Origin of the sequence: Streptomyces maremycinicus (genome assembly GCF_001184025.1) — a bacterium.
GTDB classification, from domain to species: domain Bacteria; phylum Actinomycetota; class Actinomycetes; order Streptomycetales; family Streptomycetaceae; genus Streptomyces; species Streptomyces maremycinicus.
In genome coordinates this window covers 97,909-122,538 of sequence record NZ_BBYG01000010.1, presented here as the reverse complement: position 1 = coordinate 122,538, position 24,630 = coordinate 97,909, and the positions used below count along the sequence as shown (strand labels likewise).

The window sequence follows — 24,630 nt, the reverse complement described above, 5'->3', positions numbered from 1 at the left end:
TCTCCTTGACTTCGGTGGTTACGCGGACAGGCGCAGTGCGTCCGACACCGCGATCAGCTGACGGACATCCGCTTCCCGGTTGTCCTCCTTGGGCACGGCCAGCGGTACCGCCGGACGTGTCGCGAGGGCTCCCTTTCCGATCATCTCCACGGCGCGCTGAAGGCGATCCGCCAACACGGCAGGGGGGAGGTCGAGCACTTCCGTGTCCTCCGATGCATCGGCCAGGTACGGGCTGACATCAACCAGTCCGTCACGGCATTCCACTATCCGTCGGTGGTAGCGGCGGTGCACGCCACGCGCTCGCCACCGGTCCCACAGCCCGGAGGAGGCGGGCCGCAGCACGTTCTCCGGATAGGCCTCGGCGAGCAGTCGCCACAGCGGGGCCAGCCTCCGGTGGTGACGGCGGCGCAGCAGCCAGAGCCGCACCGACGTGACCCGCGAGCGAGCCCCCGGATAGGTGACCCCCACGAAGAACAGCAGGATGGACACCACAAGAAGGAACGCGACACCCGTCATGAGCGCCTGAGGCACGGTCCCGCCACTCCACCGGATGGCGACGAAGACCGCGCGGACGGCGCAGGCCACCGCCATCACGCCGAGGCCGATGGCGGCCATCCACAGACCCGTGGCGTGTGGGCGCCGCGACACGCGGGCATAGCGGTGAGTCCACCGACCGGCGACGCCGAGGGCGTACATGAGGTACAGACCGGCGCCGCCGTAGAAGAAGGCGATCTGCGGGATCGTCATGTCCGCCGTGCTGAAAGAACCGGCGAACACGTCGTGCGGAACCGACAGCGCGGCGACCGTGATCGCCACCGCCACGGCTGCCACGACGAGGGCTTCCCTCCTGCCGCGGAGCCGCCCGGCCCGTTCGTCGGCCGAATACAGGTAGAAGCACATGAGGAAGTAGACCGTGAGCAGGAGCAGCACGTTCTGGATCAGTTTCGCGGTGCCGTGCCCGGCCACGGTGTCGACGCCCGAGGCTCCGCCGGGCATGGCCAGCGGATAGGACAGCGCGGCGCTCAACAGACAGAGCGTGACGGAGCGGAGTGGCGCGTCACGGGGTGCTCTCGACCACTGGTACAGCTTCCAGACGACGGCAGCGACGAGGCCCAGGAGAATTACTCCGGTCACTGGTCAGAGCCACCCTCGCCGGTCGCCCAGCGCCGCCTGAACACGGCGGACCGAGGGGTCCTCGGACAGCGGGGTGACGTGGTCAAGCACCGACGACCATTCCAGGATGATCGTGGCCGCGAGCTCGACCTGGCACTCCTCCCCGTCCTCGTACGAGCACCGGCGGGCGACTCGGCGGATCAACTTGGGGTCGAGTACGGGGATCAGGGTCGCCCAGCCCTCGACGAAGTCGTCCGGCGCCTCCTGCTTCTCGCCGTCCTCCCACTCGGCTACGAGGATGTGGAAGAGCTCGTGCAGGATGATCTGCAGCTGATGCAGACGGGTCGTCTCCTGCTGGTAGAGGATCACGTCCATCTGCGGCGTGTCGATACACAGCCCGGAGGGGCCCGGCTTCTCCAGCGGGAAGGCTCGAAGCACGATCGGGCGCCCGCGCCTCTCGCCGACCAGTCGGCACAGCTCTTCCACGTCAAGCGGAGGTTGGACGCCGAGGTCCTGAAGCTCTCGCCGTAGGCGACGGTGCAGGTCCCGCTCCACCGTCCGCTTCTGAGCGGTACGCCACCGACCCAACCGTCGGCGGCTCACCCCGCCCTGCGCGGAGACGTTGGGTTCAGCCGCGTCGCGGTCACTTCTTCCCGAACACATCAGTAATCCCCTTCGTACCAGCCATGGGTGGCTCGTCCACGAAGCCGGGCGACGACCGCGCCCGTTTCGAATCAGGTCCAGTCCCCGTTGCACGACGCAGCCGAAAAGGTGATCACGGGCATCGAGGGCGGTGGGTTGATCCAGACCGCGAACACCCCGGCCCAGGGCGCGCGGCGGTGCGCACCCAAGACTCTCCGTAATCGAAAAGTCGCTAGCGCGAACGAGCAATGCGCTACATCGAGCACCTTCGACGGGCTCCGGGAACTTCAGCGGACACTACGCGAAGCCCCCATCAGGATCTGGCTGGAAGTCACCCCACGGGCTACCGTGGCACCCAAGCAACAAAACGCACCAAATCAGCCCTTCTAGATGTGGATCATGTCATTGAGCTGGCGCTTCTTACGCCTGACGCGCCCACATCAAACTTCATAAGGGGCGCTAAATTTGTTATCGATCCGAGATATTTTCACCATGAATACATGGGGCAAACTTCGCGATCAATGTCAAATTATGTGACCTCTGCACCGATGGGCGAGGTGTGGCCCTAACCACTTTCGGACAGTCTGGACATCATTCGCGATTAGGCTTCCCGGTCATGAGTACCGAGATAATCCGCCAAGGTGACGGCTACCTGGAGTTCTGGAACGAGTACCATCTGTGCACTCTGACAACACTTCGGCCGGACGGCCGCCCACACGTCGTACCGGTCGGGGTCACCATGGACGCCGAAGCTGGAATCGCCCGGGTTATCACTCGCAAATCGAGCAGGAAAGTCGCCAACCTTCAGGCGGCGCTGCCCGGCCAAGCGCGCGTCGCCGTCTGCCAAGTGGACGGGGGACGCTGGGCGACGCTGGAGGGCACGGCTGAGGTCCGCACGCACCCGGACGCGGTGGACGACGCCGTGACGCGCTATGGGCAGCGATACGGACGAACGCCGGCACCAGATCCGGAGCGCGTGGTCATCGAGATCACGATCGACCGGGCCCTCGGCCAGGTTAAGGCGCCAAAGCTCACGGCCCCGAAGACGGCCTGACGAGGACTAGGCGCTTTCTCGCCGCACCCACCGTGAAAGCGCCTGGTTCACCGAGCTAATCCCACCCTTCAACCGTCGACGACAGTGTCGCGGTGCAGCGGATGGTGTCCCGCCGAGACACCGTTGGCGAATACCGCCGTCGCTGCCAGGGAAGGACCGAGACGGTATCTGGTCCGCACCGCCTCCGCCTCCTCGAGTACCGAATGGCCGGCCATCCCTCAAAGGACGCCGTCGAAGCTCCACCACATGCCCGATGTCCAGTCGCGCCCATCCCATGCCGCGTGCCGGGCGGCATTCGGGGCTTCCGCGAGGTAGGAACCGGAGCCGTCGAAGACCAGGGTGGCGCTGCGGTCGCCGGAGCAGATCGGCCAGGCCGGCAGGCCGTCGACAGCCGGTGTGCCAACGACCACGAAATTGCCCCAGGCATCGTGAAGTTGACCGGCCACACCATTGCCTCCAATCCAGATGGCTCCGCCGTCCGTGCCGTGAAATGCTCCCGGTCGGTCCGAGGACGAGACGCCGGGAAGCAGGCCTGTGAGCGGGCCGTCGTAGCGGGAGAGATGGACCGGGGCATGGGCCGCCTGGGCGGCTGCAAGCCGGGCGGTGGGGACGGCGTAGCGCTCGTCGGTCATCACCCGTAGGCGCAACTTGCCCGGATCGTGGGCCAGTTCAGTGTCCGCGGTGGCGTACATGGTAAGGATCTCGTCGCGGCCGACCGGGCCGAAGTACTGCTCCAGGACGCGCTCGGCCTGGTCGGTCGCATCGGGTGCCGCGAGCTGAAAGATGAAGCATTCGTCGACGCAGGTCTGCGCGAGGAGTGGGATGCCTTGGGCCGCACCGGCGGCGATCGCGTCGATCGGCCGGGCGGTGAGGGCCTGACCCTCGATGGCCGGCCGCCACAGCCAGGTGGCCCGCGCGCCGGTGGCGATCGCGTCCTGCGCGCCGAGGATGTCCTCGGCGCGCACCTGCCGGATGCGGTCCGGGCCCGTGCCCAGTTCTCGGAAGAACCGTTCGGCCAGGGAGGACGCCTGGGCCGGGGTGGCGACGTGTTCTCCCCCGCCGCTGGAGGATGCGGCCTGGTGGATCAGGCCGCCGGTGAGCGGTGACGCGAGAAGGTTGGCGACGGACTTCGCTCCGGCGGACAGACCGTAGACGGTCACCCGGGACGGATCGCCTCCGAATGCGGCGATGTTGTCCCGGACCCAGCGCAGCGCGGCGATCTGGTCGTGCAGGCCCAGCGCGCCCGTGGGCTTCTCACCCGAGACGGAGAGGAACCCAAGGGCGCCGAGACGGTAGTTGAAGGTCACGACGACGATGCCGTGGCTGCGGGCGAAGCCGGCGCCGTCACCGGCTATGTCGCAGCCATGGCCGAGCTGGTAGCCGCCGCCGTGGATCCACACGAGCACGGGGCGGCGGGTGGCATCGACGGGAGCGGTGACGTTCACGAACAGGCAGTCTTCGGAGGGTTCGGGCAACGGGCCGTGGGGCTGCCCGCCGAGTCCCTCGGCGAGCACGTTCAGGCCGTCGCCCGTGAAGCCGAGCGGTGGCTGGACGGCGGGCGCGCCGAACCGTGTCGCGTCGCGTGTCCCGTTCCACGGCTCGGCCGGCTGGGGCGGACGCAGGCGCAGGTCGCCGAGCGGGGCCGCCGCGTAGGGGATGCCCCGCCAGGTGACGATCCCGTCGTCGATCTCGACGCCGCGGACCTTCCCTCCCGTGGTGGCGACGATGGGTGCGGTCATGGTGTGGTTCCTTCCTGGTGTCGGCGCAGGGTACGCGCGACGCGGTCGATGCCGTCGTCCAGGGCGAGCCGCCGGACCTCCGGAGCGGCCGTCACCAACAGGTCGATACTGGAACCACGGCGAACCTGACAAGACAGGCCCTCCGGTAATCGGCCACGGCCCGACCTCAACGGGAACCCTCGGCCCATCTCCGACGCCACGCTGGACGAATCGGCCGTCAAGGTCGGCGCGGATGGCCTCGGCTAAGCACGAACATGGGCGGGCCCTCCGTTCCCAGCGCCTGCCCGTCGTGGTGTCGTCCTGTCCCTCAGCCGCCGCCAACTAGTCGTAGCCCGGCTGTACGAACCGCCGCTGCAACCGCGGTCAGCACATACCCCCGCTGGCGCCGTTGCACAGAGGAAGGCTAGGACGTCCCGCAAAAAGCCGGCAGGCCGACGGGCCGTCGCATACGCCGCAACCGCGATAGCGCGCATTCCGTCGTCGACGTCCTGAACGGCGGTCTCGAAGGCGAACGCCCCGGTCACCAGCGACAGTTCGGTGCTGTGGCCGCCGTTCTTGTCAAAGTAGTCACAAGCTTTCCAGGTCAGATAGCGGCATGCTTCCAGGCGGGCCTTCAAGTCAGCGAGGAGGGTGCTGGCTAGGCACATGTAGTCGGGCTCTGGTCCGCTTCTTGGACTCTGTCGCTGATATGGGGGTGCGCGGCGCCCGTGGACCGGTGGGCATCACCCCACGCCCACACGGGGCCCCTGCGGTGACCACCGCTCCTGGGCGTCCCCGGTTCCTCATGCCGATGCGACCCACTTCCGAGGGAACCAGGCGAGCCGACACCGCGCGGCGTCAGGCCACGACCATCGTGCGGACGTTGGTGAACTCGCGCACGCCCTCCGCCGACAACTCCCGGCCGTATCCGCTTCGGCCCGTGCCGCCGAATGGCAGGCGCGGATCCGAGGCGACCATCGCATTGACGAAGAGGGCACCCGACCGGATCCGACGACCAACCGCCAGCGCGTGTTCCGCACTACCCCAGACCGAGGCGCCGAGTCCGAACGTGGTGTCGTTCGCGAGCTCGACGGCGTGGTTGTCGTCCCTGGCGCGAGTCACCGCGCTTACGGGACCGAAGGTTTCCTCCACGAACACCGCCATTCCCGGCTCCACCCCGTCAAGCACAGTGGGCTCGACGAACGAACCGGGCCCTTCGACGGCGTGGCCGCCCACGACGAGGCGAGCGCCCTGGGCGAGACTCTGCCGGATCTGCCGGAGGATCCCGTCACGCAGATCGGCGCGCGCCATCGGGCCGATCGTCGTCGCAGGGTCTGTGGGGTCGCCAAGCCGCAACTTGGCGACGTCAGCGACGAAGCGTTCGATGAATTCGTCGGCCACGTCCTCGTGCACGATGAATCGCTTGGCACATACACAGCTCTGACCGGTGTTGTTGAAGCGCGCCTTGACCGCGGTGGCGGCGGCTGCCGCCACGTCGGCGTCGGCCAGGACCACGAACGGGTCGGAGCCTCCGAGTTCGAGCACTGACTTCTTGACCGACGCACCGGCGACCGCGGCGATCGACGAGCCCGCGCGCTCGCTGCCGGTGAGGGTCACCGCCGCGACGCGAGGGTCCTCGACGACGCGGTGCGAGACCGCGGGCACGTCCTCGGCCGCGACGACGAGGCTGCGGAACAGTCCCTTCGGCGCACCTGCGCCGGCAAAGAGCTCTTCGATCGCCAGCGCGCACCCCGTCACATCCGGGCTGTGTTTGAGCAACGCCGCGTTGCCGGCGGCCAGCGCGGCGCAGGCGAATCGCAGCACCTGCCAGAACGGGAAGTTCCACGGCATCACGGCGAAGACGACGCCGAGCGGCTCATAGGAAAGCCACGAGCGGGATGCGCCCGAAGCGATCTCGTGGTCGGCGAGCCACTCCGGAGCGAGGTCGGCGACCACCTCGCAGTTCCAGGCGCACTTGCCGATCTCGCCGAGCGACTCCGTGATCGGCTTGCCCATCTCCGCGGTGATCAGCGCCGCATACCGCTCCTTCCGCTCCGTCAGAAGTTTGCCGACACCGCGCAGCAGCGCGAGCCGCTGGTCGAGGGGAGTGTCCCGCCAGACTGCGGAGGCGGCGTGGACGTCGGCCAGCGCTTGGTCGACGCCCGCTTCGTCATGTGCCTCGTACGACGCGAGTTCTCTTCCGGTAGCAGGATTGTGAGTGATCAGGATGCTCATGCGGAGGTCTCCAGGCTTGTGCGTCGTCGGGCCGGCGCGACGGCCGCCACGCTCTCTTTCCGCGGTGCGACGACGTTGCGAATGGTGCCGAGCCCCTGAATCGTCATCTCGACGATGTCGCCGGTCCGCAAGGGCGGCGGGACGAGCGCACCGTTGCGGCCCCACGACTCGGCGAGCGAACCCGAAGCACAGGTGCCTGACGCGAGCACCTCGCCCGCCTTGACCCATGAGGCTTGGGAGGCGTGCGAGACCAGTTGCTCGAACGACCAGCCCATGTGGCCGGAACGGTCCCTACCGACCTCGATGTCGTTGACACTCACGCTCATCTCCAAGTCAAGGAAGCCATCGGCATCGCGGAAGGCGTCGAGCTCGTCCGGAGTGACGATCCACGGACCGATCGTCGTCGCGAAGTCCTTGCCTTTCGACGGCCCGAGCTTGAGCTTCATCTCCTTGCCCTGCACGTCGCGCGCCGACCAGTCGTTCATCACGCAGTAGCCACCGATCGCTTCGCGCGCCTGGGCGGGGGTGACGTCTCTGACATCCCGGCAGACGACCGCCGCGATCTCCAGCTCGAAGTCCAGGCGTTCGGTACCGGGCGGCATCGGCACGTCGTCGTACGGCCCGGTGACGGCGTGCGGCGCCATGAACAGGAAGACGGGCGCCTCGTACCACTCCGTCGGCGGACCGGGGTTGCCCTGCCCTCGCTCCATCCCGTCGACGTGCGCCTCGAAGGTGAGGAAGTCGCGCATCGCCACGGGATAGACCGGAGGAAGAAGGACGACATCGCCCGGGAGCAGTCCGTCACGCCGAGTGGCGGACTGCGCCCGAGCCGCGCGCTCGGCGGACGGAGCGGCAAGCAGGGTGACCAGGTCGGCGTCCCCGTCGAATGGGTGCAGCGTCCAACCCGAGCCGTCCTCGACGATGAGCCCGACACGGCGAGTACCGTCGGGCTCATCGGTACGTCGGAAGGCCGCCAGCTTCATCGTGCCTCAGCCGATCGTCTCGTAGAAGGCACGCTCGCGGCCGGCGAGAACCGGGATCGCCACGCCGTGGCCGTACTCGGCGAAGTGCTCCGAGGCGCCGTGAGCGCGGTAGGCCTCCTCGTCGTCGTAGATCTCGAAGAGGCGAAAGACTAGCGGCTCGGTCGGGTCCTGGAACGCCTGGTAGAAGCGGTTGCCCGGCTCCTGGCGAGAGGGCGGGGTCAGCTTTTCGATTGCGCCGCGGACGATGTCCTCCTTGCCCGGCTGGGCAGTCCAGGTGGCGGTGACGACGTAGGCCATGGTGTGGCTCCTTATCTGGGTGGTGTTGTCTGTCGAGGCGTCACGGCAGTGCCGTGCGCCCACGCTTTTGCAGAATCAGGTGGATGAGCAGCTCGTCGCGCTGGGCAACGAGAGCGGTCTCGTCGATGCAAGTGAGTTCAGCTCCCATGCCGGCGACCAAGAGGTCGACGAGCGCCGGTGTGAGGTGGACGCGACCGAGGTCGGCCATCCACTCCTGGGCGGGTGGTCCGAGATGCTCGAGGGTGTGGGCCAGCCCGCCCGCGCCGCCGGAGAGGTGCTGGTTCGCGAAGGGCCCGAGGAACGCCCACCGAAGACCGGGGCCGTCGCTGATCGCGGTGTCGATGTCCGCGACGGTGGCTACTCCCCGCTCGACCAGCGAGTAGGCCTCCTGCCACAGGGCGGCTTGCAGCCGGTTCGTGACGTGGCCAAGGACCTCGTGCCTGACGAGGATCGGTCGCTTGCCGAGGGACGAGTAGAAGGACGACGTGGCGTCGACCACGGACGGCGTGGTGAGCCTTCCCGGGACCACCTCGACGAGGGGGATCAGGTACGCCGGGTGGAAGGGGTGACCCACCAATATCCGCTCGGGGTGCTGGTCGGCCATCTCCTGCAGCTGGGACGGCATGAGTCCCGAAGAACTGCTCGCGATCGGCACGTCGGCGCGTGTGACCGCGTCGAGCTCCATGAGGAGGCTCTGTTTGAGCTCAGGAGTCTCGGGGCCGCTTTCCTGGACGAAGTCCGCTTTCTTGACGGCGTCGGCCGCGGATGACGCGAAGGCCAGACGTTCTCGCGATGCGCCGTCGGCGAGCCCGAGTCGGGTCAGCGCCGGCCAAGCCGCGTCGATCGCTTCGCGGAGCCGCTGCTCCGCGCCTGGAGCCGGATCGTAGGCGCTCACGTCGAGGCCGCGAGCCACGCAGAGCGCGGCCCAACCGGCACCGATGACACCGGCTCCGACGATCGCGACGGTCCTGATTCGCCGGGTCACTGCGATCCCGCGCCCAGCTCCGGAGCGAATTTCGCGTAGGCGTCAAGCGCTGCCGGATCGATGAGCGCGCCGGGCGAGGCCACGTCTTCCGGCGTGACCCCTTGCAGGATGCGCTTGACCGGGACCTCGAGCTTTTTGCCCGTTCGGCTGTACGGCACCATCGGGACGGCGATGATCTCGTCCGGAACGTGACGCGGAGACAGTGCGGTCCGCAGGTCACGCGCGAGCTTCCGGCGCAGGACATCGTCCAGCTCAAAGGTGTCCCGCAGCACGACGAACAGCATCAGGCGCCCCATGCCGCCCTCGCGGTCCTCCAGGTGGACCACGACGCTGTCGGTGATCTCCTCGACGTCCTGCAGCACGCGGTAGAACTCAGCGGTTCCGAGCCGTACGCCACCACGGTTGAGCGTGGCGTCGGATCGACCGGTGATGAGGCATGAACCAACCGTGCTGAAACGGCACCAGTCACCGAAGCGGAACACTCCCGAGTACTGGTCGAAGTACGTCGCACGGAACCGCTCGCCGTCCACGTCGCCCCAGAAGCCGACCGGCATCGAGGGCATCGGCGAAGTGATGACCAACTCGCCGACGTCGCCCACGATGACGTTCCCGGCTTCGTCGAAGGCCTTGACGTCGACTCCGAGACTCGGACCGGTCATCTCCCCTGCCCAGACGGACTGCAGCGGCGAGCCCTGCACCAGGCCCGTGCATACGTCCGTGCCGCCGCTGCCGACGTTGAGAAGCACCGAGTCGCCGAACTGCCCAACCGCCCAGTCGAAGCCCTCCGCCGGGAAGGGGCTGCCGGCCGAACCCAGCTGGCGGACCCTCGACAGATCGAACTCCTTGGCCGGCTCGACGCCTTCCTTCCGGCAGGCCATCAGGTAGCCGGGACTCGCCCCGACGAGGGTGGCCTCGGTCTGCGCCGCCAAGCGCCACTGCTCGCGCAGGTCGGGGTAGAGCGGATTGCCATCGATCATCACCAGGGACGAGCGCACCAACAGGGCTGAAACCAGCGTGTTCCACATCATCCACGCTGTCGTGGTGAACCATAGGAGCCTGTCCCCTGGCCCCATGTCCCAATGAAACGCGTGATTCTTCAGGTGTTCGAGCAGGATCCCGCCGTGGCCGTGCACGATCGCCTTGGGCCTACCGGTGGTCCCCGACGAGAACAACACGTAGAGCGGGTGGTCGAAGGGCACCGGTGCGAAGTCGAGCGATTCCTCCGTCTCCGCCGACAGGTCGTCCCACGAGGTGGCGTCGGGAAGGACGCGGGGCCCGTACGGCACGTGGACGACGTGCTCCAGCGAAGGCAGCGCAGCGCGAATCTCGCCGATCTCCTTCCGACGGTCGATGGGCTTCTCGCCGTAGGTGTAGCCCGCGACGGCGAGCAGCGCCTTCGGCTCGACCTGGCTGAATCGGTCGATGACGCTCACCGACCCGAACTCGGGAGCGCAGCTCGCCCAGACCGCTCCCAGGCTGGCCGTGGCGAGGAAAGCGACCAACGTTTCAGGCGTATTGGGCAGGTAACCCACCACCCGGTCGCCTCGACCGACTCCGAGCTTCCGCAACCCGGCGCGAACTCGGCGCACTTGTTCCTTCAGCTCGTCAAAGGTGAGCCGACGCGGTTCGCGAGTCTGCGAGTAGGCCAGGACCGCGGGCTTGCCGCCGTCCTCGGGCCGCCCGAAGCAGTGCTCGACGTAGTTGAGGCTCGCGCCGGGAAACCAGCGCGCGCCGGGCATCTCGCGACTGTCCAATACCTGCTCGTACGGGGAGTGGGCCTTGACCTCGAAGTAGTCCCACACTGACTCCCAGAAGACCTCGAGCTCCCGCACGGACCACGCGTAGAGCTCGTCCCACGACCCGAGGTCGATGCCCCGCTCGGCGGAGAGCCAGCGTAGAAAGCCTTGGACCTGGGCGTTCTCGACACTGTGTGGGGTGGGTCCGTACAACAAGCGCGGCTCAGAACCGGTCTTGGCGCTCACCGAACCGCCTCCGCGCCGTTCACCTTGGTCGCGCGGCCGACGAGGAACGCGCTCATCCGCTCTTTGGCATCGCTCCCGCTCTGCGCCACAGCCGACATCAGCGCCTCCATCAGCAGCCCGGTCTCCGGGCTCGCCTCGGCGATCCGGGGGAGGGCCTGCAACACCGCGTGGTTGACGAGGGGTGAGTTGGCGGCGATCCGCCGAGCATGCACGAAGGCAGACGCGAGTCCCGCCCCCTCCTCGACGAGGTAGTGCACGAGTCCGAACTGGGCGCTTTCCGTCGCGGACAGCACGCGCCCGGTCAGCATCATGTCGGTCATCCGATGCACGCCGATGAGCCGGGGCACCCGGACGGACCCGCCGCCACCGACGAACAGACCTCGCTCGCCTTCGGGCAGAGCAAAGAACGCCGACGGCTCCGCGACGCGGATATGGGTGGCCGCGGCGAGTTCGAGACCTCCGCCCACCACCGCGCCCTTGAGGACCGAGATCACCGGTACCGCACCGGACTCAATCTGTGTGAAGGCGTCGTGCCATGTCCGCGAGTGGTGGAAGCCTCCAACAGCATCGTGTTCGCCCAGCTCAGCGAGGTCGAGACCAGCGGAGAAGTGATCACCGTCGGGAGTCAGTACGACAACGCGAGCCCACGTCGGCGGCCGGCGGAAGAAACCGCCGAGGCCTTCGATGGTGGCGTCGTCGAGGGCATTGCGCTTGTGCTCCCGCGAGATGGTCAGGACGGCGATATCGCCGTCCCGCTCCAGCCGCAGCGAAGACGGCAGTCCCAGATCGGTCGTGGTCACGATCAACTCCGATTGTCGAGAAGCTCGATGGTTCGGTCCGGCGCCGCGGGTGCGCGTCCGGGTGCCCGCTCGGTCGGTCTGCCAGCCGTCGGGTAGCCGGGCAGGAGGAAGACCATCGCGACGGCGATCCCGCTTGTGATCGCCAGTGCTGTCAACAGCGCGCCGGAGCTGAGGCCGCGATTGAGCTGGGCGGCGGCCAACACCGGGGCCAGTGTGTTCGCCGTGGTGGTCAGCGCCAGGGTGAGCCCTTGGATCTGCCCGAAACTGTGAAGCCCGAAGTACCGAGCGCTCAGGAACGGGCCCATGGAGCTCTCCGCGCCGGTGGCGAGGCCGAGCAGGCACATCCCGCCGAACAGCAGCCACAGTTCGTGGCCGCTGGCGGCGACGAGCAGCAACCCGAGCACAGTGCACAGGACGAACGGTGCGATGGCGCGTGAAGTTCGGGAGCGGTCCAGGGAAAAGCCGACCAGGGCCTGACCCACGATCGAGGAGAGCAGCAGCGCCGACAGCGACAGGGCGATGACGTTCACCGAAACGCCATACGGGGTCAGCAGCGCCTCGGCGTTCGATCGGACCGCCATGATCGCGCCACCGCTGAGCGCGAGCAGCAGTACATAGAGGATCCAGGCGCGGCTGCGCACAGCGGTAGACAGAGTCACTGACGGGCAGTCGTCACGCGCCTCGTCGGCGCCGGGCAGGACAGCATCCGTCGCGCGCGCGTGGAGCGCGGCCGGAGCTTCGCGCAGCAGCAGGATCTGCGCGGGCAAGCCCACCAGCAGGATGACCAGGCCGATCAGGAGATACGTCGCACGCCAGCCCACAGAGTTGACCAGAGCGCTCCCGACCGGTGACAGTATCGCGCTGAACAGCCCGACCGCGGAGCCGAGCAGGAGCGAGAAACCGGCTCCTCGATGATCGGTGAACCAGGCCGCGACCACTTTGAAGCCCACGCCCAGCGAGGCCGAGAAACCGGCGGTTGACGAGATGATCAGTGCGGTCTGCAGCAGGGCCTGATTCGTCCCCGCGGCCCAGATCGCCACGGTGCCCAACCCGTAGAGCGCCATCATGGGAAAGGCGACTCGACGAGCTCCCCAGCGGTCGACGAAACGACCCGTCACCGGCAGAATCAGCGCGCCGATCAGCATGGGCAGACTGAACATGGACATCACGGACGGCCTTGACCAGCCCGTTTGCTGCGAGATCGGGGCCGCGACGAACGTGACGAGAGTCATGAGCACGACCGGGCTGAGGCCCATGGCGATCAGAACGGCGAAAGCGGCCCGCCATGCGGCCTTCGGATAGCCGCGCATCGATGCGAAGTAGGCGCCGAGCGAATGGGGGGCGACAGGCGGCGCTGCCTGCTCAACGGATGCGCCCGACGTGGCGGACATGCCCATCCTCTTAGGGGTGTCCTACGTGTGCCCCGGCCATATGGCCGGCGAGGTCCTCGGGATGGAAGAAGTAGTCCGGCGGCTTCGGGCCCCAGCTGAAGAGGGACTTGATCCCCTCCCACACACCCGGTTGCCAAAGCTCGTCGTCGACAACGCAGTCCATGTCGGAGTAGTACTCACTGAAGTTGCCTGCCGGGTCCTTCAGGTACCAGAAGAAGTTCGAACCGATGTGGTGCCGTCCCAGCCCCCAGACATGGCGGTCTGGGTCTTCCTCGAGCATCGACATCGCGCCACGGCCGATCTCGTCCACGTCGTCCACCTGCCAGGACGTGTGGTGCAGCAGCGTGATCGGTGCGGCCTGGACAAGGACGTTGTGGTGGTCGGTGCTGCAGCGCATGAAGGCCGCCTCGCCCTTGACGACGTCGCTGATCCTGAAGCCGAGCCCCTCCGTGAAGAACTTCTGGCTGCTCGGCTGGTCGGTGGAGCCGAGCACGACGTGACCGAGTTTGCGGGGCCGGACCCGGTTGATCCGCTCGATACCCGGCGCCCGCTGGTTGAGGCGCACCGGCCGACCAGGGCCGTTGTAAGCAACGGGCTCACTGGGGGTCATCACGATGTGCGGGCTCACCTCGACGTTGACCACGACGTCCGTGCCGGGGTCACGAGTCGTCAGCAAGTTCTCGCTCCGGTCGACCGGGAGCTCCATTCGTGCAAGGTTCGACGCGATGTGGTCGAGGTCGTCGTGGTCCTCGGCGGCGACGGTCATGGCCAGGAGTCGACGACGGTCCGCATGGGCGATGTGCAGTTGCTCGCCGCCGTCGGCAGTAGCCAAGTGCGTGCCCCCGTCGGCGTCGGTACGGGTGACGTCGAGGCCGAAATCCTCGTAGTACGTGGTGACCTCGGGGATGTTCGGCACTCCGAACGTGAGTGATGAGAGACCGTGAAGTGACATCGGAGCGCTCCTTCTCAGGCGGAGGTCGGATAGCCCTGCTCAAGCGGGATCTCAAGTCGCCCGAGGCCCTCGATCTCCGTCATGAGCGTCTCGCCGGGACGCAGGAAGCGCTGGGGCACGCGCCCCATACCGACGCCTGCCGGGGTGCCAGTGAAGATCAGGTCCCCCGGGTAGAGGGTGCAGACGCCGGAGAGGTAGAAGACAAGCTTGGGGACCGAGAAGATGAGCTCCTTGGTCCGACTCTCCTGGAGAACCTCGTCGCCGACCCAGCCGCGAATGGCGAGGTCGTCCGGGTTTGGGACCTCGTCGAGCGAGACCACCGCCGGGCCGCAGGGCGAGAACCCGGGAAACGACTTGCCGAGCGAGAACTGCGGGACCGGTCCGCGGCCTTGAACCGCACGCTCGGACAGGTCCTGGCCGACGGTCAGCCCGGCAACGTAGGACCAGGCGTCCAACTCGGCCACCTGATGTATCTCCTTGCCGATCACCACCACGAGCTCGGCCTCGAAGTCGACGCCCTCCGACGGGAGCGAGACCGGAGTGGCCGGGCCGCCGAGTGAGCTCTGGAACTTCGTGAAGATCAACGGGAATTCCGGCGCCGGCACGTTGGACTCGGCGGCGTGATCGGCGTAGTTCAGGCCCACGGCGAAGATCTGGCGGGGCTCGGGCACTGGTGTGCCGAGGTCGGCCAGAACGTACGGGATCCGCTCCGCCTGGTCGATCGCGACGTCAGCCACCGCGGCACGGAAAACCGCCCAGTTGTCCAGGACGGAGCGGGCGCCGGGCCCGAACTTCCCTTCCGTGAGTCGCTCAACGTCCACGGCGCCGCCATCGACGAGCAGGACGGCTCGGCCGGCAAGGTTTGCAAGTCGCATCGGTTCAGCCCTTCAGATTCGCCAGGGCCGCACAGCCGGGGGCCCTTCACCAGAGCCTGCGACTCGCCGCATCGATATGGCAAGAGAAAATCGAAATTTTCTCCGGAAGTCGTTTCTCGGGAACGGGAAGGTGAATATATGCGGGCAAATCGCCCCCACATCTGGGCATGCACGGTCGACATCAGATTTCCGGCGCCGCCTACTGCCGGTCAGGCCACGTCGCCATCCGACATCGATTCGAGGAGAAGGTCGGTCGTCAGCTGCACGTGCGCCGCCATGAGTTCGCAGGCGCGGTCGGCGTCCCGGTCCAGAACGGCCTCGCAGATCCGCCGGTGCTCTTTGGCGACGTCCCGACTGCCGCTGACCTTCACAGCCCACGCTCGGTAGAGCTCGGCCTTGTCGTAGAGCCCCGCTCGGATGTCCTGCAGCAGCGGACTGGCACACCCGGAGGCGACAGCGCCGTGGAATTCCGAGTGGGCAGACCGCCAGGCGGGGTTCATGACGCCGCCGGACTCCGGAGAAGTGCCGGCGAGGCGATGATGGGCGGCGAGAACCCCTGCCTCCCAGTCCAGATCACCTTCGACGGTGGCCCGACGGATCATCATCGTCTCGATGTCGATGCGCACCCGGGTCAGATCAGTCAGGTGATCGACCGACAGCGGCATCACTGTGAAGCCCAGCTGCGGCGCCGAGCCCACCAGGCCTTGCTCCGCAAGCCGAGTGAGCGCTTCACGCACAACGGAGAGGCTGACATCAAGCCGCTTCGACAACGGCTGCACCAGCAAGCGCTCGCCCGGCTGACGGGCACCCGAGAGGATCTCCTCCCGCAGCTGGGCCTGCACGTCTTCCACAAGCGAGGACCCGACTCGTTGCCGCTTCATGTTCGCAGTGTAGCCAGAAAATCGATACTGCTCACGCTGCTCGATCGAGAGAGCCCGAGCGGCCATCTGCCCAACATAGACGCGTAGTCGATTTCATGCCAGAATATCGATTCTTCTGGGGTCCGAGTCGGAAAGAGGAACCCACATGACGATGAGCCGTGTTCCCAGCAACATCGCGATCGTGACGGGCGGAGGCAGTGGCATCGGCCGGGCGTGCGCGGACGCTCTCGCCGCCGCGGGTCACCAAGTCGCCATCATGGACATCAACCCCCACTCCCCCGACGCCCACTTCCCCGTCGTCGCGGACGTCACGTCCAGCGAGTCGCTCGCGGCAGGGGTCGCAAGGGTTGAGCGTGATCTCGGGCCCGTGTCCGTTTTCGTCCACGCCGCCGGCATCAGCGGACCCTGGACGCGCCTGCTCGACCTGCCCGAGTCGACCTGGAACCAGGTCATGGACGTCAATGCCGGTGGAACGTTCCGGGCCTGCAAGGCGGTGCTTCCCGGCATGGTCGAACGCGGCTACGGCCGCGTGATCCTGGTCGCGTCGGTCGCAGGCAAGGAAGGCTCCGCGCTGCTTCCGGCCTACAGCGCTTCGAAGGCCGCAGTGATCGCACTCGCCAAGGCACTGGGCAAGGACCTCGCCAAGACCGGTGTCCTCGTCAACGCGATCACACCGGCCGGCATCGACGCCGGCATGACGCATGAGAACAGCTCGGCGGTCCAGGCGGAGATGCGCGCGGCCATCCCGATGGGCCGTCTGGGCACCACGGACGAAGTCGCCGCGCTCGTGACCTGGATGGCAAGCGCGGCATGCAGCTTTTCCACGGGCGCGGTATTCGACCTGTCGGGCGGACGAAGCACATACTGATTCCGACCAGCCGACAGTCGCTCAGACCGGATCGGAGCCACCGGAGGAGCGAGAGCCATGACTGTAGGTCACGTTCGCCTCGCGGTCGGCAACCTGGAAACCTTGCCCGAGTGGCTGGCTCCGCGCTCGACACAAAGATCGAATGCACGGTCGGGTGACCGGCAATTGCCATACGCTCCAACGCCTTCATCAACGAGGGCGGCCTTCGTCTCGAACTGCTTCACCGGACGGGCAGCCGGCGCGCTCACGCGCGGTGGGACATATCCGGGTCCTGGCTCGTTCACGCCGAATGCGGCCACGTGAGCAGTGCGTGTGGACGATGTGCCCGCCGCCCCACACGCGGTTGGTCGCATGTGGGGCGGCCTCTCTGATGAAGCCCGGTCCCGACCGTCAGTCGGGCGTGACGATCGCCGTCGTGGCCGATCCGGAAGACAGTCGCAGCTACTGCCTCGCTCCAAGCGGCGGGGTAGCGCCGGGAGGGAGTTTCGGGGCACCCGGCGGGAGCAGGCGCCGGAGCTGCGGGACCTGGGCGCGCAACCCTTCGAGCGCGTTGGCCCAGCGCAGAACCTCGTCCAGGTGGAACGGCAGCGTCTCCTCCACGATCGGAGTCGGGGAGAAGACGCCGTCCTGGACATGCGGCATCACGAAGGGAATGGCGACACCGTCCTGGACGGGCATCATCCGGACCGTCGTCACGATCTGCTTGAGCACCTGCACCGCGCGCAGACCGGCGCTGATACCGCCGTAGCTCACGAAGCCGACCGGCTTGTACGCCCACTCCCAGAACAGGTACGAGATGGCGTTGAGCAGGCTCGGCGGAGGGCCGTAGTTGTACTCGGGGGTGACGAACAGGAAGGCGTCCGCCGACTCGACCGCGCGGCTCCACGCAAGGGTGTGCTCGTGGCTGTACTTTCCGGTGCGCGGATGGGCGGCCTCGTCGAGCAGGGGCAGGTCGAACTCGGCGAGATCGGCGACCTCGACCTCGAAGCCCCCGTGCCTCTTGGCCGCGTCGGCCGCCCAGCGTCCGATCGGGAGACCCAGCCGTCCGGGTCGCGTGCTCGCGATGATGATCAGAAGTCTCGGAGTCATTGTTCCTTCAACAGCCGTGTCTGCGGGCGCGGATTGTCCGGTCATGCCGGAAGCATCGAGTGGTCACCGAGCTGGTGCCACGTACGGTTGTGGTAGACGAGCGGCGCGTCGCCAGCCGCCGGCGCGATGTGGGACTGCAGCGCATGCACGGTGACCACCATCGATCCGCCGGCCTCCATGCGACCGACTATGCGGCCGCGGATCCAAACGGGGACCCCGTGGAGACAGGGCTCACCGGTCGCGAGTCGGCCCCAGCTCTCAGGGTCCGCGAAGCGGTCGACGCCGCTCGTCGCGAACAGCCGGGCGGCCGCGAGCTGGCGCGCGCTGAGCAGGTGGATGACCACGGTGTCGGCCTTCGCGATCGTCGGCGCACTCGAGGACGCGCACGACAGCGAGAAGCCGAACAGCGGAGGCTCGGCACTGACGGAGAACACAGAGGTCGCGGTGAGTCCGACGGGGCCCTCGCCCGCGTCGGCGGTGATCACGGCGACGCCTGCGGCGTGGTTGCGGGACACCAGCTTGAATTCTTCGGCCGGCAGTCCGCCGACCAGTGACGTATTGCCCCTGCCGGAGGCTGCGTTGGGTGAAGCCTCGGCTCGCGCGAAGATCGAGCCCATCTCAACTCCTCTGTCGAAGTGCATGGTTGTCGAAGTACGTGGGAACGGCTTCGTATCGCGGCGGACACCTGATTGAGGGCCGCGACCTGCTGCGCCTGCCTCACATCACGTCACGTGGTTGTCTTCCACGTAGCTGTCGTACGGCTCCGGCGGGACCGGGATCAGTTCCGGTTCCTTCTCCGCGCTGTACTTCGTGATCAAGGTCAGCGCCTCGTCGGGGGCTGCCCAGCCGTTCGGTGTCGGCGGCTCCGTCGGCGGCTCGCTGGAGACGACGCTCGAGTTCACCTCGGAGGCCCAGGTCTGGTACACGTGCAGGTGCCAGATCCGCCAGCCCTCGTCGGTCTTGATGAAGTCCACGGCGTAGCGGCACCAATACCAGAAGGCGATGCGCGGCTTGTCGGGGAGCCAGAAGAACGTGTGCGCCTCGTGCCCCGGCGAGTTCCAGACCGCTTTCGCCGTTTGCCCGTCCGCCGCCACCTCGATCACCGGCGTCGTCAGCGTGTGCTCGGCGAGCTCTCCACGACGATCTCGTGCCGTCAGTTCCTCTTCGAACATGACACCGAAGCAGCGTCGCGCGGCCTCCCGCCCGTTCCAGCGCCCGAAGGGCATGTCGATGATGATGTCGTCGCGCTCGGCGAACAGCTTGACGATCTCCGCGTTCTGGTACGCGGAATGCAGGTACTCGTACTTGCCCATCAGATTCTGAACCGCCTGCGCCGCCTCAAGGCGATCGATACGCAGGGCAAGGTCTGCAGAGATATCCATTTCATCCCTTCTTCGTGGATTCGGGCCTTGGCAGATTCGGGCGGATGGCCGGTCCTGGCTCATGGGCCGCAGCGGCATCTGAGACCGTCGGACGCCCGGCCCGCCTGTGCCCAGGGGTCAGAAGAGCGCCTCGGCGTGCTCGCCGAGGCTGAGGCCGAGCAGTGCCCGGCCGCCGACGGACGAGACGTAGCGCCAGTCGAGCATGCCGTGATTCCGCATGACCTGGGTGTCCCGGCAGATCCGGTCCAGCGGGTGACCGGTGCGGTGGATGCTCGCGCCCGAAGCACGGACCAGCAGGTCGACGGCTTCGAAGGCCATGACACCCGCCGCGGTGACGGCCAGGTTGATCTCGGCACGGCTCTCGAGCGACGGCTCCTCCGGGTTGCCGGGCCCGTAGCTGAACACGATGCGATCGAGTGCGTCGTTGAGCACCAGATCCGCGGTACGCACGCGATGGAACGCCTCGCCGTAGAGCTGGTGAGTCATCGGCTCATCGATCACCCGGCCGCCGGTCTGCGGCCGGATTCGGGATCCGACCCCTTCCCGGAACAACTCGAGTGCCGCGTCGGCAGTGCCCAGCGCGACCAGCGGGTGGATCAACGGCAGAACCCGGTGCATGGGGTAGCGCAGCAACGGATAACCGAAGGCCTTGGCTCCGGGGCAATCCGCCGCGGCGGCTTCGGCGAAGCCGACGGCGAGGTGCTCCGGGACGAAGAGGCCATCAGCCTCCACGTCGTTGCTTCCGGTCGCCTCCATACCGGGAACGTTCCATGTCTTGTGGATGGTCACGGAACCGACCGGTACGACGCAGGACAACGGCCCGTCCTCGCCCATCGCCATCAGCACCACCCACTCTGAGTGCATGATCCCGGAAGCGAACCGCCAGCGCCCTGAGATCCGATAGCCGCCGGCAACGCGCTCGGCACGTCCAGGAGGCGCTGCGGCTGCCGCCGCGAGCACCCAGGGTTGCCCGGCGAAGATGTCCTGCTGCGCTTCAAGGCTCAGTTTCGACAGCAGCCAGGAGTGGGTCATGAGGAAGCCGCCGATCCAGCCGGCGGACGCGTCGCCGCGTGCCAGGGTTCGCGTGATGGCGGCGAAGGACTTGAGACCGATCTCCAGACCGCCGACCTCGGCCGGTCGCATGGCTCCGAAGAACTCTGCGGCCTCGAAGTCGGCGAGCGTGGCAGGCGGCAACTGGCCCAGCCGCTCGCCTTCGGGGCCGCGCTCCCGCAGGACGGGCACGAGCTCCTCCGCTCGCGCAAGTAGGTCGTACTCGGTGACTACGGCTGGTCGAGTCATTTGTCTGCCCTTCTTTGGACGACCTCCGGTTCGGCTCTACCAACGGACCGAAGGGAGCGAACGATACGGTATCGTACTGTGTTAACGCGAGCAAGGGGCTGAATCCAGCACGCGAGCGACTTATAGGCTGAGGCTGATACGCGCCTCAATGGGGGCTTTCACGGCACGGAGCGGCCACACCCTGCACCAAGAGGGCGAAGTCAAGGCGGCGAGACGTTGACACCCTCGCAACAGGACAGTACGGTATCGTACTATATTCCGGGCAGAGCCGGGCGATGGCGCCCGGGGAGGTCAACGATGACAACACCTGCTCACGAGAAGCGGTGGACACGGCGAGTTTCAGTCGCCGCAGCGGCATCCACCGCCCTCGTCACACTGGCCGCCTGTGGCGGCTCGACCAGTAATAGCGGCAATGGCAACGACGGTACGCTCGCCATCGGGATGGCGAGCGACACCCTGAGCCTCGATCCGACTTCATGCGCTCCGCCGACCTACTGCTTCCCGGCCTACGACTCACTGGTGCACCAGACCTCGGCCGGAAAGTACGCGGCGGACCTCGCGACGTCGTGGAAGTTTCTCGGCTCCGGCCACCAGACGCTACGCCTCACCCTCCGCCAGGGCACGCACTTCACCGACGGCACGGAACTCGATGCGCAGGCTGTCGTGGCGTCGATGGACAACTTCCTGAAGACACCTGGCCCGAACCAGTCCAACGCGGTCCCGGTCGACAAAGTGACAGCGTCCGGCAAATACAGCGTGGACGTCCACTACAGCACACCCGTGACATACGACTTCGCCTTGTGGCAGCTCAGCGGGCAGAACGGCCTCGGGACGATCGTCGGCCCCAAGGGCCTGGCGAACCCCAAGTCGCTGAACACCACGAGCGACGGAATCGGTCCGTACAAGCTCGACGCCGCCGCGACCTTGAAGGGCAGCGTTTACACGTACGTGCCGAACCGTGCGTACTTCAATCAATCGGCAATCAAATACAGCAAGATCACACTCAAGCCGATGCAGAATGCCCGCTCGCGCCTCAGCGCCGTTGAATCCGGGCAGATCGACTGGGCCCAGGCGATCCCTGCGACCGACGTGGACACAGCCGAGTCTTCCGGCCTCCGGATCTCCACGGGCAAGCTGGGAGCGGCGCCCGACGGGATGCCGATGCTGGTGCTGGCGCAGCGCAACACCGGGCCCCTGGCGAACGTGAAGGTGCGTCAAGCGATCTCCTACGCGATCCCCCGCACACAGATCGCGAAGGCGGTTTACGGCAGCTCCGCCACGCCGACCAGCTCCATGGTTCCCGCCGGCGCACAGGGCTACAACGAAGCCGACACGAACCTCTACCCGTACGACAAGACGAAGGCGAAGCAGCTCCTGGCCGAGGCGGGTTACCCCAACGGCTTCACACTGACGGTGTTCGACCCAACCGTCTTCGACGCCAACAACACCTTGGGGCAGGCGCTTGTCAGCGCTCTCGCGGCGATCGACATCAAGGTCAACTTGGTCAGCAGCGACGCGTCCGCCGGCACCGTCTCGCAGCAGGTGGGCAGCGGAAAGTATCCGGCGTACGTGTGGAACGCGGGCGCGACCGGCACGTTCTCTCTGGCAAAGGTCAACTTCTCGGCCGGGGCCTATATGAACCCATTCAAGGTGGCCACGGATCCGACCCTCGAGAAACTCGTCAAGCAGGCCGGGCTGGCTGCCACACAGAGCGAGCAGAACACCCTGATGAAGGCGGCTACCGCCCGGCTCGACGAGCTTGAGTGGGCAGTTCCGGTGGCCTCCGTGCCGACGCTGCAGGCGACGCGCAAGGACATCACGAACGTGCCATCGTCGTACCTGACCCGCGAGCTGGATCCATTCAGCCCCGTCACGAGCGAGAACTGGTCCCCGGCCAATGGGTGAACACGACCCGCAGGCGAGCAAGGCCCTCATCGTCGACTTCTACCGGCAGGTGTTCTGGAGACAGGACATGGCGTCGGTGAGGGAGTTCTGCGTGGCTGACGTCCGGGTGCACGCCCCCCATGGCGGCCAGGGGCTGGCCGCCATGGAGCAATCGGTCCGCGAGACGTTCGCGCCCTCCGCGCCAGCGTCTCCCGGCGCAGAGCCAATGCCGGAGCCAGCCCTCGCCGTGGCCGACGAAGACATCGTGGTCGTCTGCTACTCCATGCCGCAGCCGGAGCCCGAGGACCCCGGCGCCACGTTCGACTTCTTCAGCTTCGACGCCTATCGCGTCCGGGAAGGCAAGATCACCGAACGGTGGCCGAGCATCAACCGGGCGGCGCCGACCCAGCTGTCATGGGCATCCTGGGGCGACGGGACCCCCCGGCCGCGGCCCTCGGCACACGGACCGGATCCCGACCGTGCCAAGCACCTGGCCGTGGACTTCTACCGACAGGTTTTCGACGGCCAGGACGCCGAGGCCGCCAAACGCTTCGTCACCGATGACTACCGGCAGCACGGTCGGCACTACCCACAGGGGCGGGCCGGACTCGAAGACCTGCTGAGCCTGGTCTTTCCGGCCGGTCCCCGGCCGGTGCCGGAGACAATGACCTTGCCGCACGTCCTGCTCGCCGCCGAAGGCGACATCGTCGTCACGGCCGGCCTGCTGCCGCAGCCGTACCCGGACGAGCCGGACCGCCGGTATCCCTATTACGCCTTCACCGCCTATGCCATTCGGGACGGCATGCTCGCCGAACACTGGAGCGGCGTGAACAAGGCCGCTCCCCCACGGCACCAATAGTTACTCCTCTTGTTGAGGAGAACTCAGGAGGTCAATGATGACGACAACTGCCGGTGAGAACCGGACGCCGAGCGATGTGTCCACTCGGTATGTGCCGGAATTCCTGAGCGAGACCGGCCAGCGGATCACTCAGGAGGTTTCGAAGCTCATTCCGCTGATGCGTGAGGCCGCCCCTGAGGCGGAGCGCCTCGGGGCACTCACTCCGGAAACGGTTCGCGCCCTCTCCGAGACGGGCGTCTTCCATCTGACGACCCCGATCGAGCTCGGCGGCCACGCTGTAGGCGCTCGCGACATGCTCGAGGCCATCGCCACCGTGGGACGTGGTGATGGTTCGGCTGCCTGGCTCGTCTCCGCCGCCACGGGCAACAATGTGATGGCCCTCGCCTACCCGCAGCAGGCTGTCGACGAGGTCTACGACGTCGCGGACGGCTGGGTCGGGCCGTTGCTCGTCGGCGCCTCGCTGTTCGCCACCCGGGTCGGATCGGCGCGCAAGGTGGACGGCGGGTGGCTGGTTCGCGGGAAGTGGGGATTCGGCAGCGGATGCAAGCATGCCGCCTGGGCGATGGTCGGCGTGGAGTTCGAAGACGAAAATGGTCCCGGCCGCGGCCAGGTGATCCTCTCGCGCGATCAGTACACGATCCTTGATGACTGGAACGTCATGGGCATGTGCGCCACGTCCAGCAACACGCTCGTGGCCGAGACCGAGGTGTTCGTCCCCGCCCACCGCTTCATCAAGATGTCCGATCTGCCGATGCTGATGGACGGTTTGCGCGGCAAGTACCAGGGCCTCGGCTTCAAGTGGGGATCGCAAGGCAGGGTGCTGGCGATCACGCTGAGCAGCGCTGCGAACGCCCTCGGCATGGCCAGGGGGGCGCTGGAATGCTTCGCCGAGCAGGCACCGGCCCGCAAGCCGTTCAATCTGCCGTACCCGACCGTCGCCGAGACGCCGTCGACGCAGGTCACGGCTGGCAAGACGCGGGCGATGATCAACGCTGCCCAGGCGGTGATGGAGCGCCACGCGGACGCTGTCGACCGGCGGAGCGTGTTGGGTGAGGACTTCACCGAGGACGAGGCCAGCGAGCTGCATATGGACCTCATCTACGCGATCCGGCTCTGTGCCGACGCGGTCGACATGATGCAGATCGCGCTTGGCTCATCCACCGTAAGTCTGAAGAACCCGATCCAGCGGTTCGCTCGCGACCTGCGAGTACTGAGTACTCATGGGGCGATCCGCTTCGACCCGATGGCCGAGATCAACGGTCGCGATGTGTTCGGCCTCGAGTCCGTCGGGATGTTCGCCGGCGGACTGCCCAACGTCGGCTGACAGGACGGTGAGTTGCG

The 24,630-nt window shown here is 67.1% G+C and carries 23 protein-coding genes; 5 read left to right on the top strand and 18 right to left on the bottom strand.

The features are described 5' to 3' along the window. Window positions 1-18 precede the first annotated feature (18 nt). Together AOQ37_RS08095 and AOQ37_RS08090 are read right to left on the bottom strand one after the other, a co-directional pair. A complete protein-coding gene (locus AOQ37_RS08095) occupies window positions 19-1,134 on the bottom strand; it encodes an MAB_1171c family putative transporter (RefSeq protein WP_062642709.1) in 1,116 nt (371 codons plus the stop codon). Between the two features lie 3 nt (window positions 1,135-1,137). Further along, window positions 1,138-1,551, bottom strand: a complete 414-nt coding sequence (locus AOQ37_RS08090) for a hypothetical protein (RefSeq protein WP_234436840.1) — start codon at window positions 1,549-1,551, stop codon at window positions 1,138-1,140. Between the two features lie 820 nt (window positions 1,552-2,371). Here AOQ37_RS08090 and AOQ37_RS08085 point away from each other — a divergent pair. Further along, window positions 2,372-2,809 (top strand): pyridoxamine 5'-phosphate oxidase family protein, encoded by a 438-nt coding sequence (locus AOQ37_RS08085; protein WP_062642704.1) that lies wholly within the window; start codon window positions 2,372-2,374, stop codon window positions 2,807-2,809. 218 nt (window positions 2,810-3,027) lie between these two features. On the opposite strand, the gene AOQ37_RS08080 is transcribed toward AOQ37_RS08085, so the two are convergent. The 12 genes from AOQ37_RS08080 to AOQ37_RS08030 all read right to left on the bottom strand — a co-directional run bounded on the left by AOQ37_RS08080 (window position 3,028) and on the right by AOQ37_RS08030 (window position 15,908). Next, a complete protein-coding gene (locus AOQ37_RS08080) occupies window positions 3,028-4,548 on the bottom strand; it encodes a carboxylesterase/lipase family protein (RefSeq protein ID WP_062642702.1) in 1,521 nt (506 codons plus the stop codon). 242 nt (window positions 4,549-4,790) lie between these two features. Further along, the gene (locus tag AOQ37_RS42115) at window positions 4,791-5,195 is read right to left on the bottom strand and encodes an acyl-CoA dehydrogenase family protein (RefSeq protein WP_078890085.1); all 405 of its coding nucleotides are present in this window, start codon (window positions 5,193-5,195) and stop codon (window positions 4,791-4,793) included. A gap of 190 nt (window positions 5,196-5,385) precedes the next feature. Further along, a complete protein-coding gene (locus AOQ37_RS08075) occupies window positions 5,386-6,762 on the bottom strand; it encodes an aldehyde dehydrogenase family protein (protein WP_062642700.1) in 1,377 nt (458 codons plus the stop codon). Next, a complete protein-coding gene (locus AOQ37_RS08070; protein WP_062642698.1) occupies window positions 6,759-7,745 on the bottom strand; it encodes a fumarylacetoacetate hydrolase family protein in 987 nt (328 codons plus the stop codon). The genes AOQ37_RS08075 and AOQ37_RS08070 overlap by 4 nt, the downstream gene beginning before the upstream one ends. Window positions 7,746-7,751: 6 nt before the next feature. Next, window positions 7,752-8,042: a putative quinol monooxygenase gene (locus AOQ37_RS08065; RefSeq protein WP_062642696.1), complete on the bottom strand. Its 291-nt coding sequence runs from the start codon at window positions 8,040-8,042 to the stop codon at window positions 7,752-7,754. A 40-nt stretch (window positions 8,043-8,082) separates the two neighbouring features. Further along, window positions 8,083-9,027 (bottom strand): 3-hydroxyacyl-CoA dehydrogenase NAD-binding domain-containing protein, encoded by a 945-nt coding sequence (locus AOQ37_RS08060; protein WP_234436839.1) that lies wholly within the window; start codon window positions 9,025-9,027, stop codon window positions 8,083-8,085. Then, window positions 9,024-11,009, bottom strand: coding sequence for an acetoacetate--CoA ligase (locus tag AOQ37_RS08055; protein ID WP_078890084.1), 1,986 nt, complete (start codon window positions 11,007-11,009; stop codon window positions 9,024-9,026). The genes AOQ37_RS08060 and AOQ37_RS08055 overlap by 4 nt, the downstream gene beginning before the upstream one ends. Next, window positions 11,006-11,809, bottom strand: coding sequence for a crotonase/enoyl-CoA hydratase family protein (locus tag AOQ37_RS08050; RefSeq protein ID WP_062642692.1), 804 nt, complete (start codon window positions 11,807-11,809; stop codon window positions 11,006-11,008). Before AOQ37_RS08050 ends, AOQ37_RS08055 begins: the two co-directional genes overlap by 4 nt. Window positions 11,810-11,811: 2 nt before the next feature. Next, window positions 11,812-13,200 carry an MFS transporter gene (locus tag AOQ37_RS08045; protein WP_062642690.1) on the bottom strand — a complete coding sequence of 463 codons (1,389 nt, stop codon included), beginning with the start codon at window positions 13,198-13,200 and terminating at the stop codon, window positions 11,812-11,814. A gap of 10 nt (window positions 13,201-13,210) precedes the next feature. Then, on the bottom strand, window positions 13,211-14,152 hold the full coding sequence (locus tag AOQ37_RS08040) for a VOC family protein (RefSeq protein WP_062642688.1): 942 nt from the start codon (window positions 14,150-14,152) through the stop codon (window positions 13,211-13,213). Window positions 14,153-14,166: 14 nt separating this feature from the next. Continuing rightward, window positions 14,167-14,889, bottom strand: coding sequence for a fumarylacetoacetate hydrolase family protein (locus tag AOQ37_RS08035; RefSeq protein WP_306305208.1), 723 nt, complete (start codon window positions 14,887-14,889; stop codon window positions 14,167-14,169). A 347-nt stretch (window positions 14,890-15,236) separates the two neighbouring features. Beyond that, window positions 15,237-15,908: a GntR family transcriptional regulator gene (locus AOQ37_RS08030; protein WP_062643548.1), complete on the bottom strand. Its 672-nt coding sequence runs from the start codon at window positions 15,906-15,908 to the stop codon at window positions 15,237-15,239. Window positions 15,909-16,053: 145 nt separating this feature from the next. Here AOQ37_RS08030 and AOQ37_RS08025 point away from each other — a divergent pair, with 145 nt between their 5' ends. After that, window positions 16,054-16,776, top strand: coding sequence for an SDR family NAD(P)-dependent oxidoreductase (locus tag AOQ37_RS08025; protein WP_063781132.1), 723 nt, complete (start codon window positions 16,054-16,056; stop codon window positions 16,774-16,776). A 441-nt stretch (window positions 16,777-17,217) separates the two neighbouring features. Here AOQ37_RS08025 and AOQ37_RS08020 read toward each other — a convergent pair whose 3' ends face one another. From AOQ37_RS08020 to AOQ37_RS08005, 4 genes are all read right to left on the bottom strand, one after another. Continuing rightward, complete coding sequence (locus AOQ37_RS08020) at window positions 17,218-17,865, bottom strand: NADPH-dependent FMN reductase (RefSeq protein WP_062642684.1); 648 nt, start codon at window positions 17,863-17,865, stop codon at window positions 17,218-17,220. A gap of 41 nt (window positions 17,866-17,906) precedes the next feature. Continuing rightward, complete coding sequence (locus tag AOQ37_RS08015; protein WP_078890081.1) at window positions 17,907-18,482, bottom strand: flavin reductase family protein; 576 nt, start codon at window positions 18,480-18,482, stop codon at window positions 17,907-17,909. A gap of 105 nt (window positions 18,483-18,587) precedes the next feature. Further along, a complete protein-coding gene (locus AOQ37_RS08010) occupies window positions 18,588-19,310 on the bottom strand; it encodes a nuclear transport factor 2 family protein (protein WP_159401319.1) in 723 nt (240 codons plus the stop codon). Between the two features lie 54 nt (window positions 19,311-19,364). Beyond that, window positions 19,365-20,546 carry an acyl-CoA dehydrogenase family protein gene (locus tag AOQ37_RS08005; protein WP_078890079.1) on the bottom strand — a complete coding sequence of 394 codons (1,182 nt, stop codon included), beginning with the start codon at window positions 20,544-20,546 and terminating at the stop codon, window positions 19,365-19,367. A gap of 297 nt (window positions 20,547-20,843) precedes the next feature. Here AOQ37_RS08005 and AOQ37_RS08000 point away from each other — a divergent pair, with 297 nt between their 5' ends. From AOQ37_RS08000 to AOQ37_RS07990, 3 genes are read left to right on the top strand one after another with little or no spacing between them, the layout of a single operon-like run. Further along, on the top strand, window positions 20,844-22,451 hold the full coding sequence (locus AOQ37_RS08000) for an ABC transporter substrate-binding protein (RefSeq protein ID WP_078890078.1): 1,608 nt from the start codon (window positions 20,844-20,846) through the stop codon (window positions 22,449-22,451). Next, a complete protein-coding gene (locus tag AOQ37_RS39675) occupies window positions 22,444-23,289 on the top strand; it encodes a nuclear transport factor 2 family protein (protein WP_107085141.1) in 846 nt (281 codons plus the stop codon). Before AOQ37_RS08000 ends, AOQ37_RS39675 begins: the two co-directional genes overlap by 8 nt. A gap of 37 nt (window positions 23,290-23,326) precedes the next feature. Continuing rightward, entirely contained in the window at window positions 23,327-24,613 is a 1,287-nt protein-coding gene (locus AOQ37_RS07990; protein ID WP_062643541.1) for an acyl-CoA dehydrogenase family protein, read from the top strand. Window positions 24,614-24,630 lie beyond the last annotated feature (17 nt).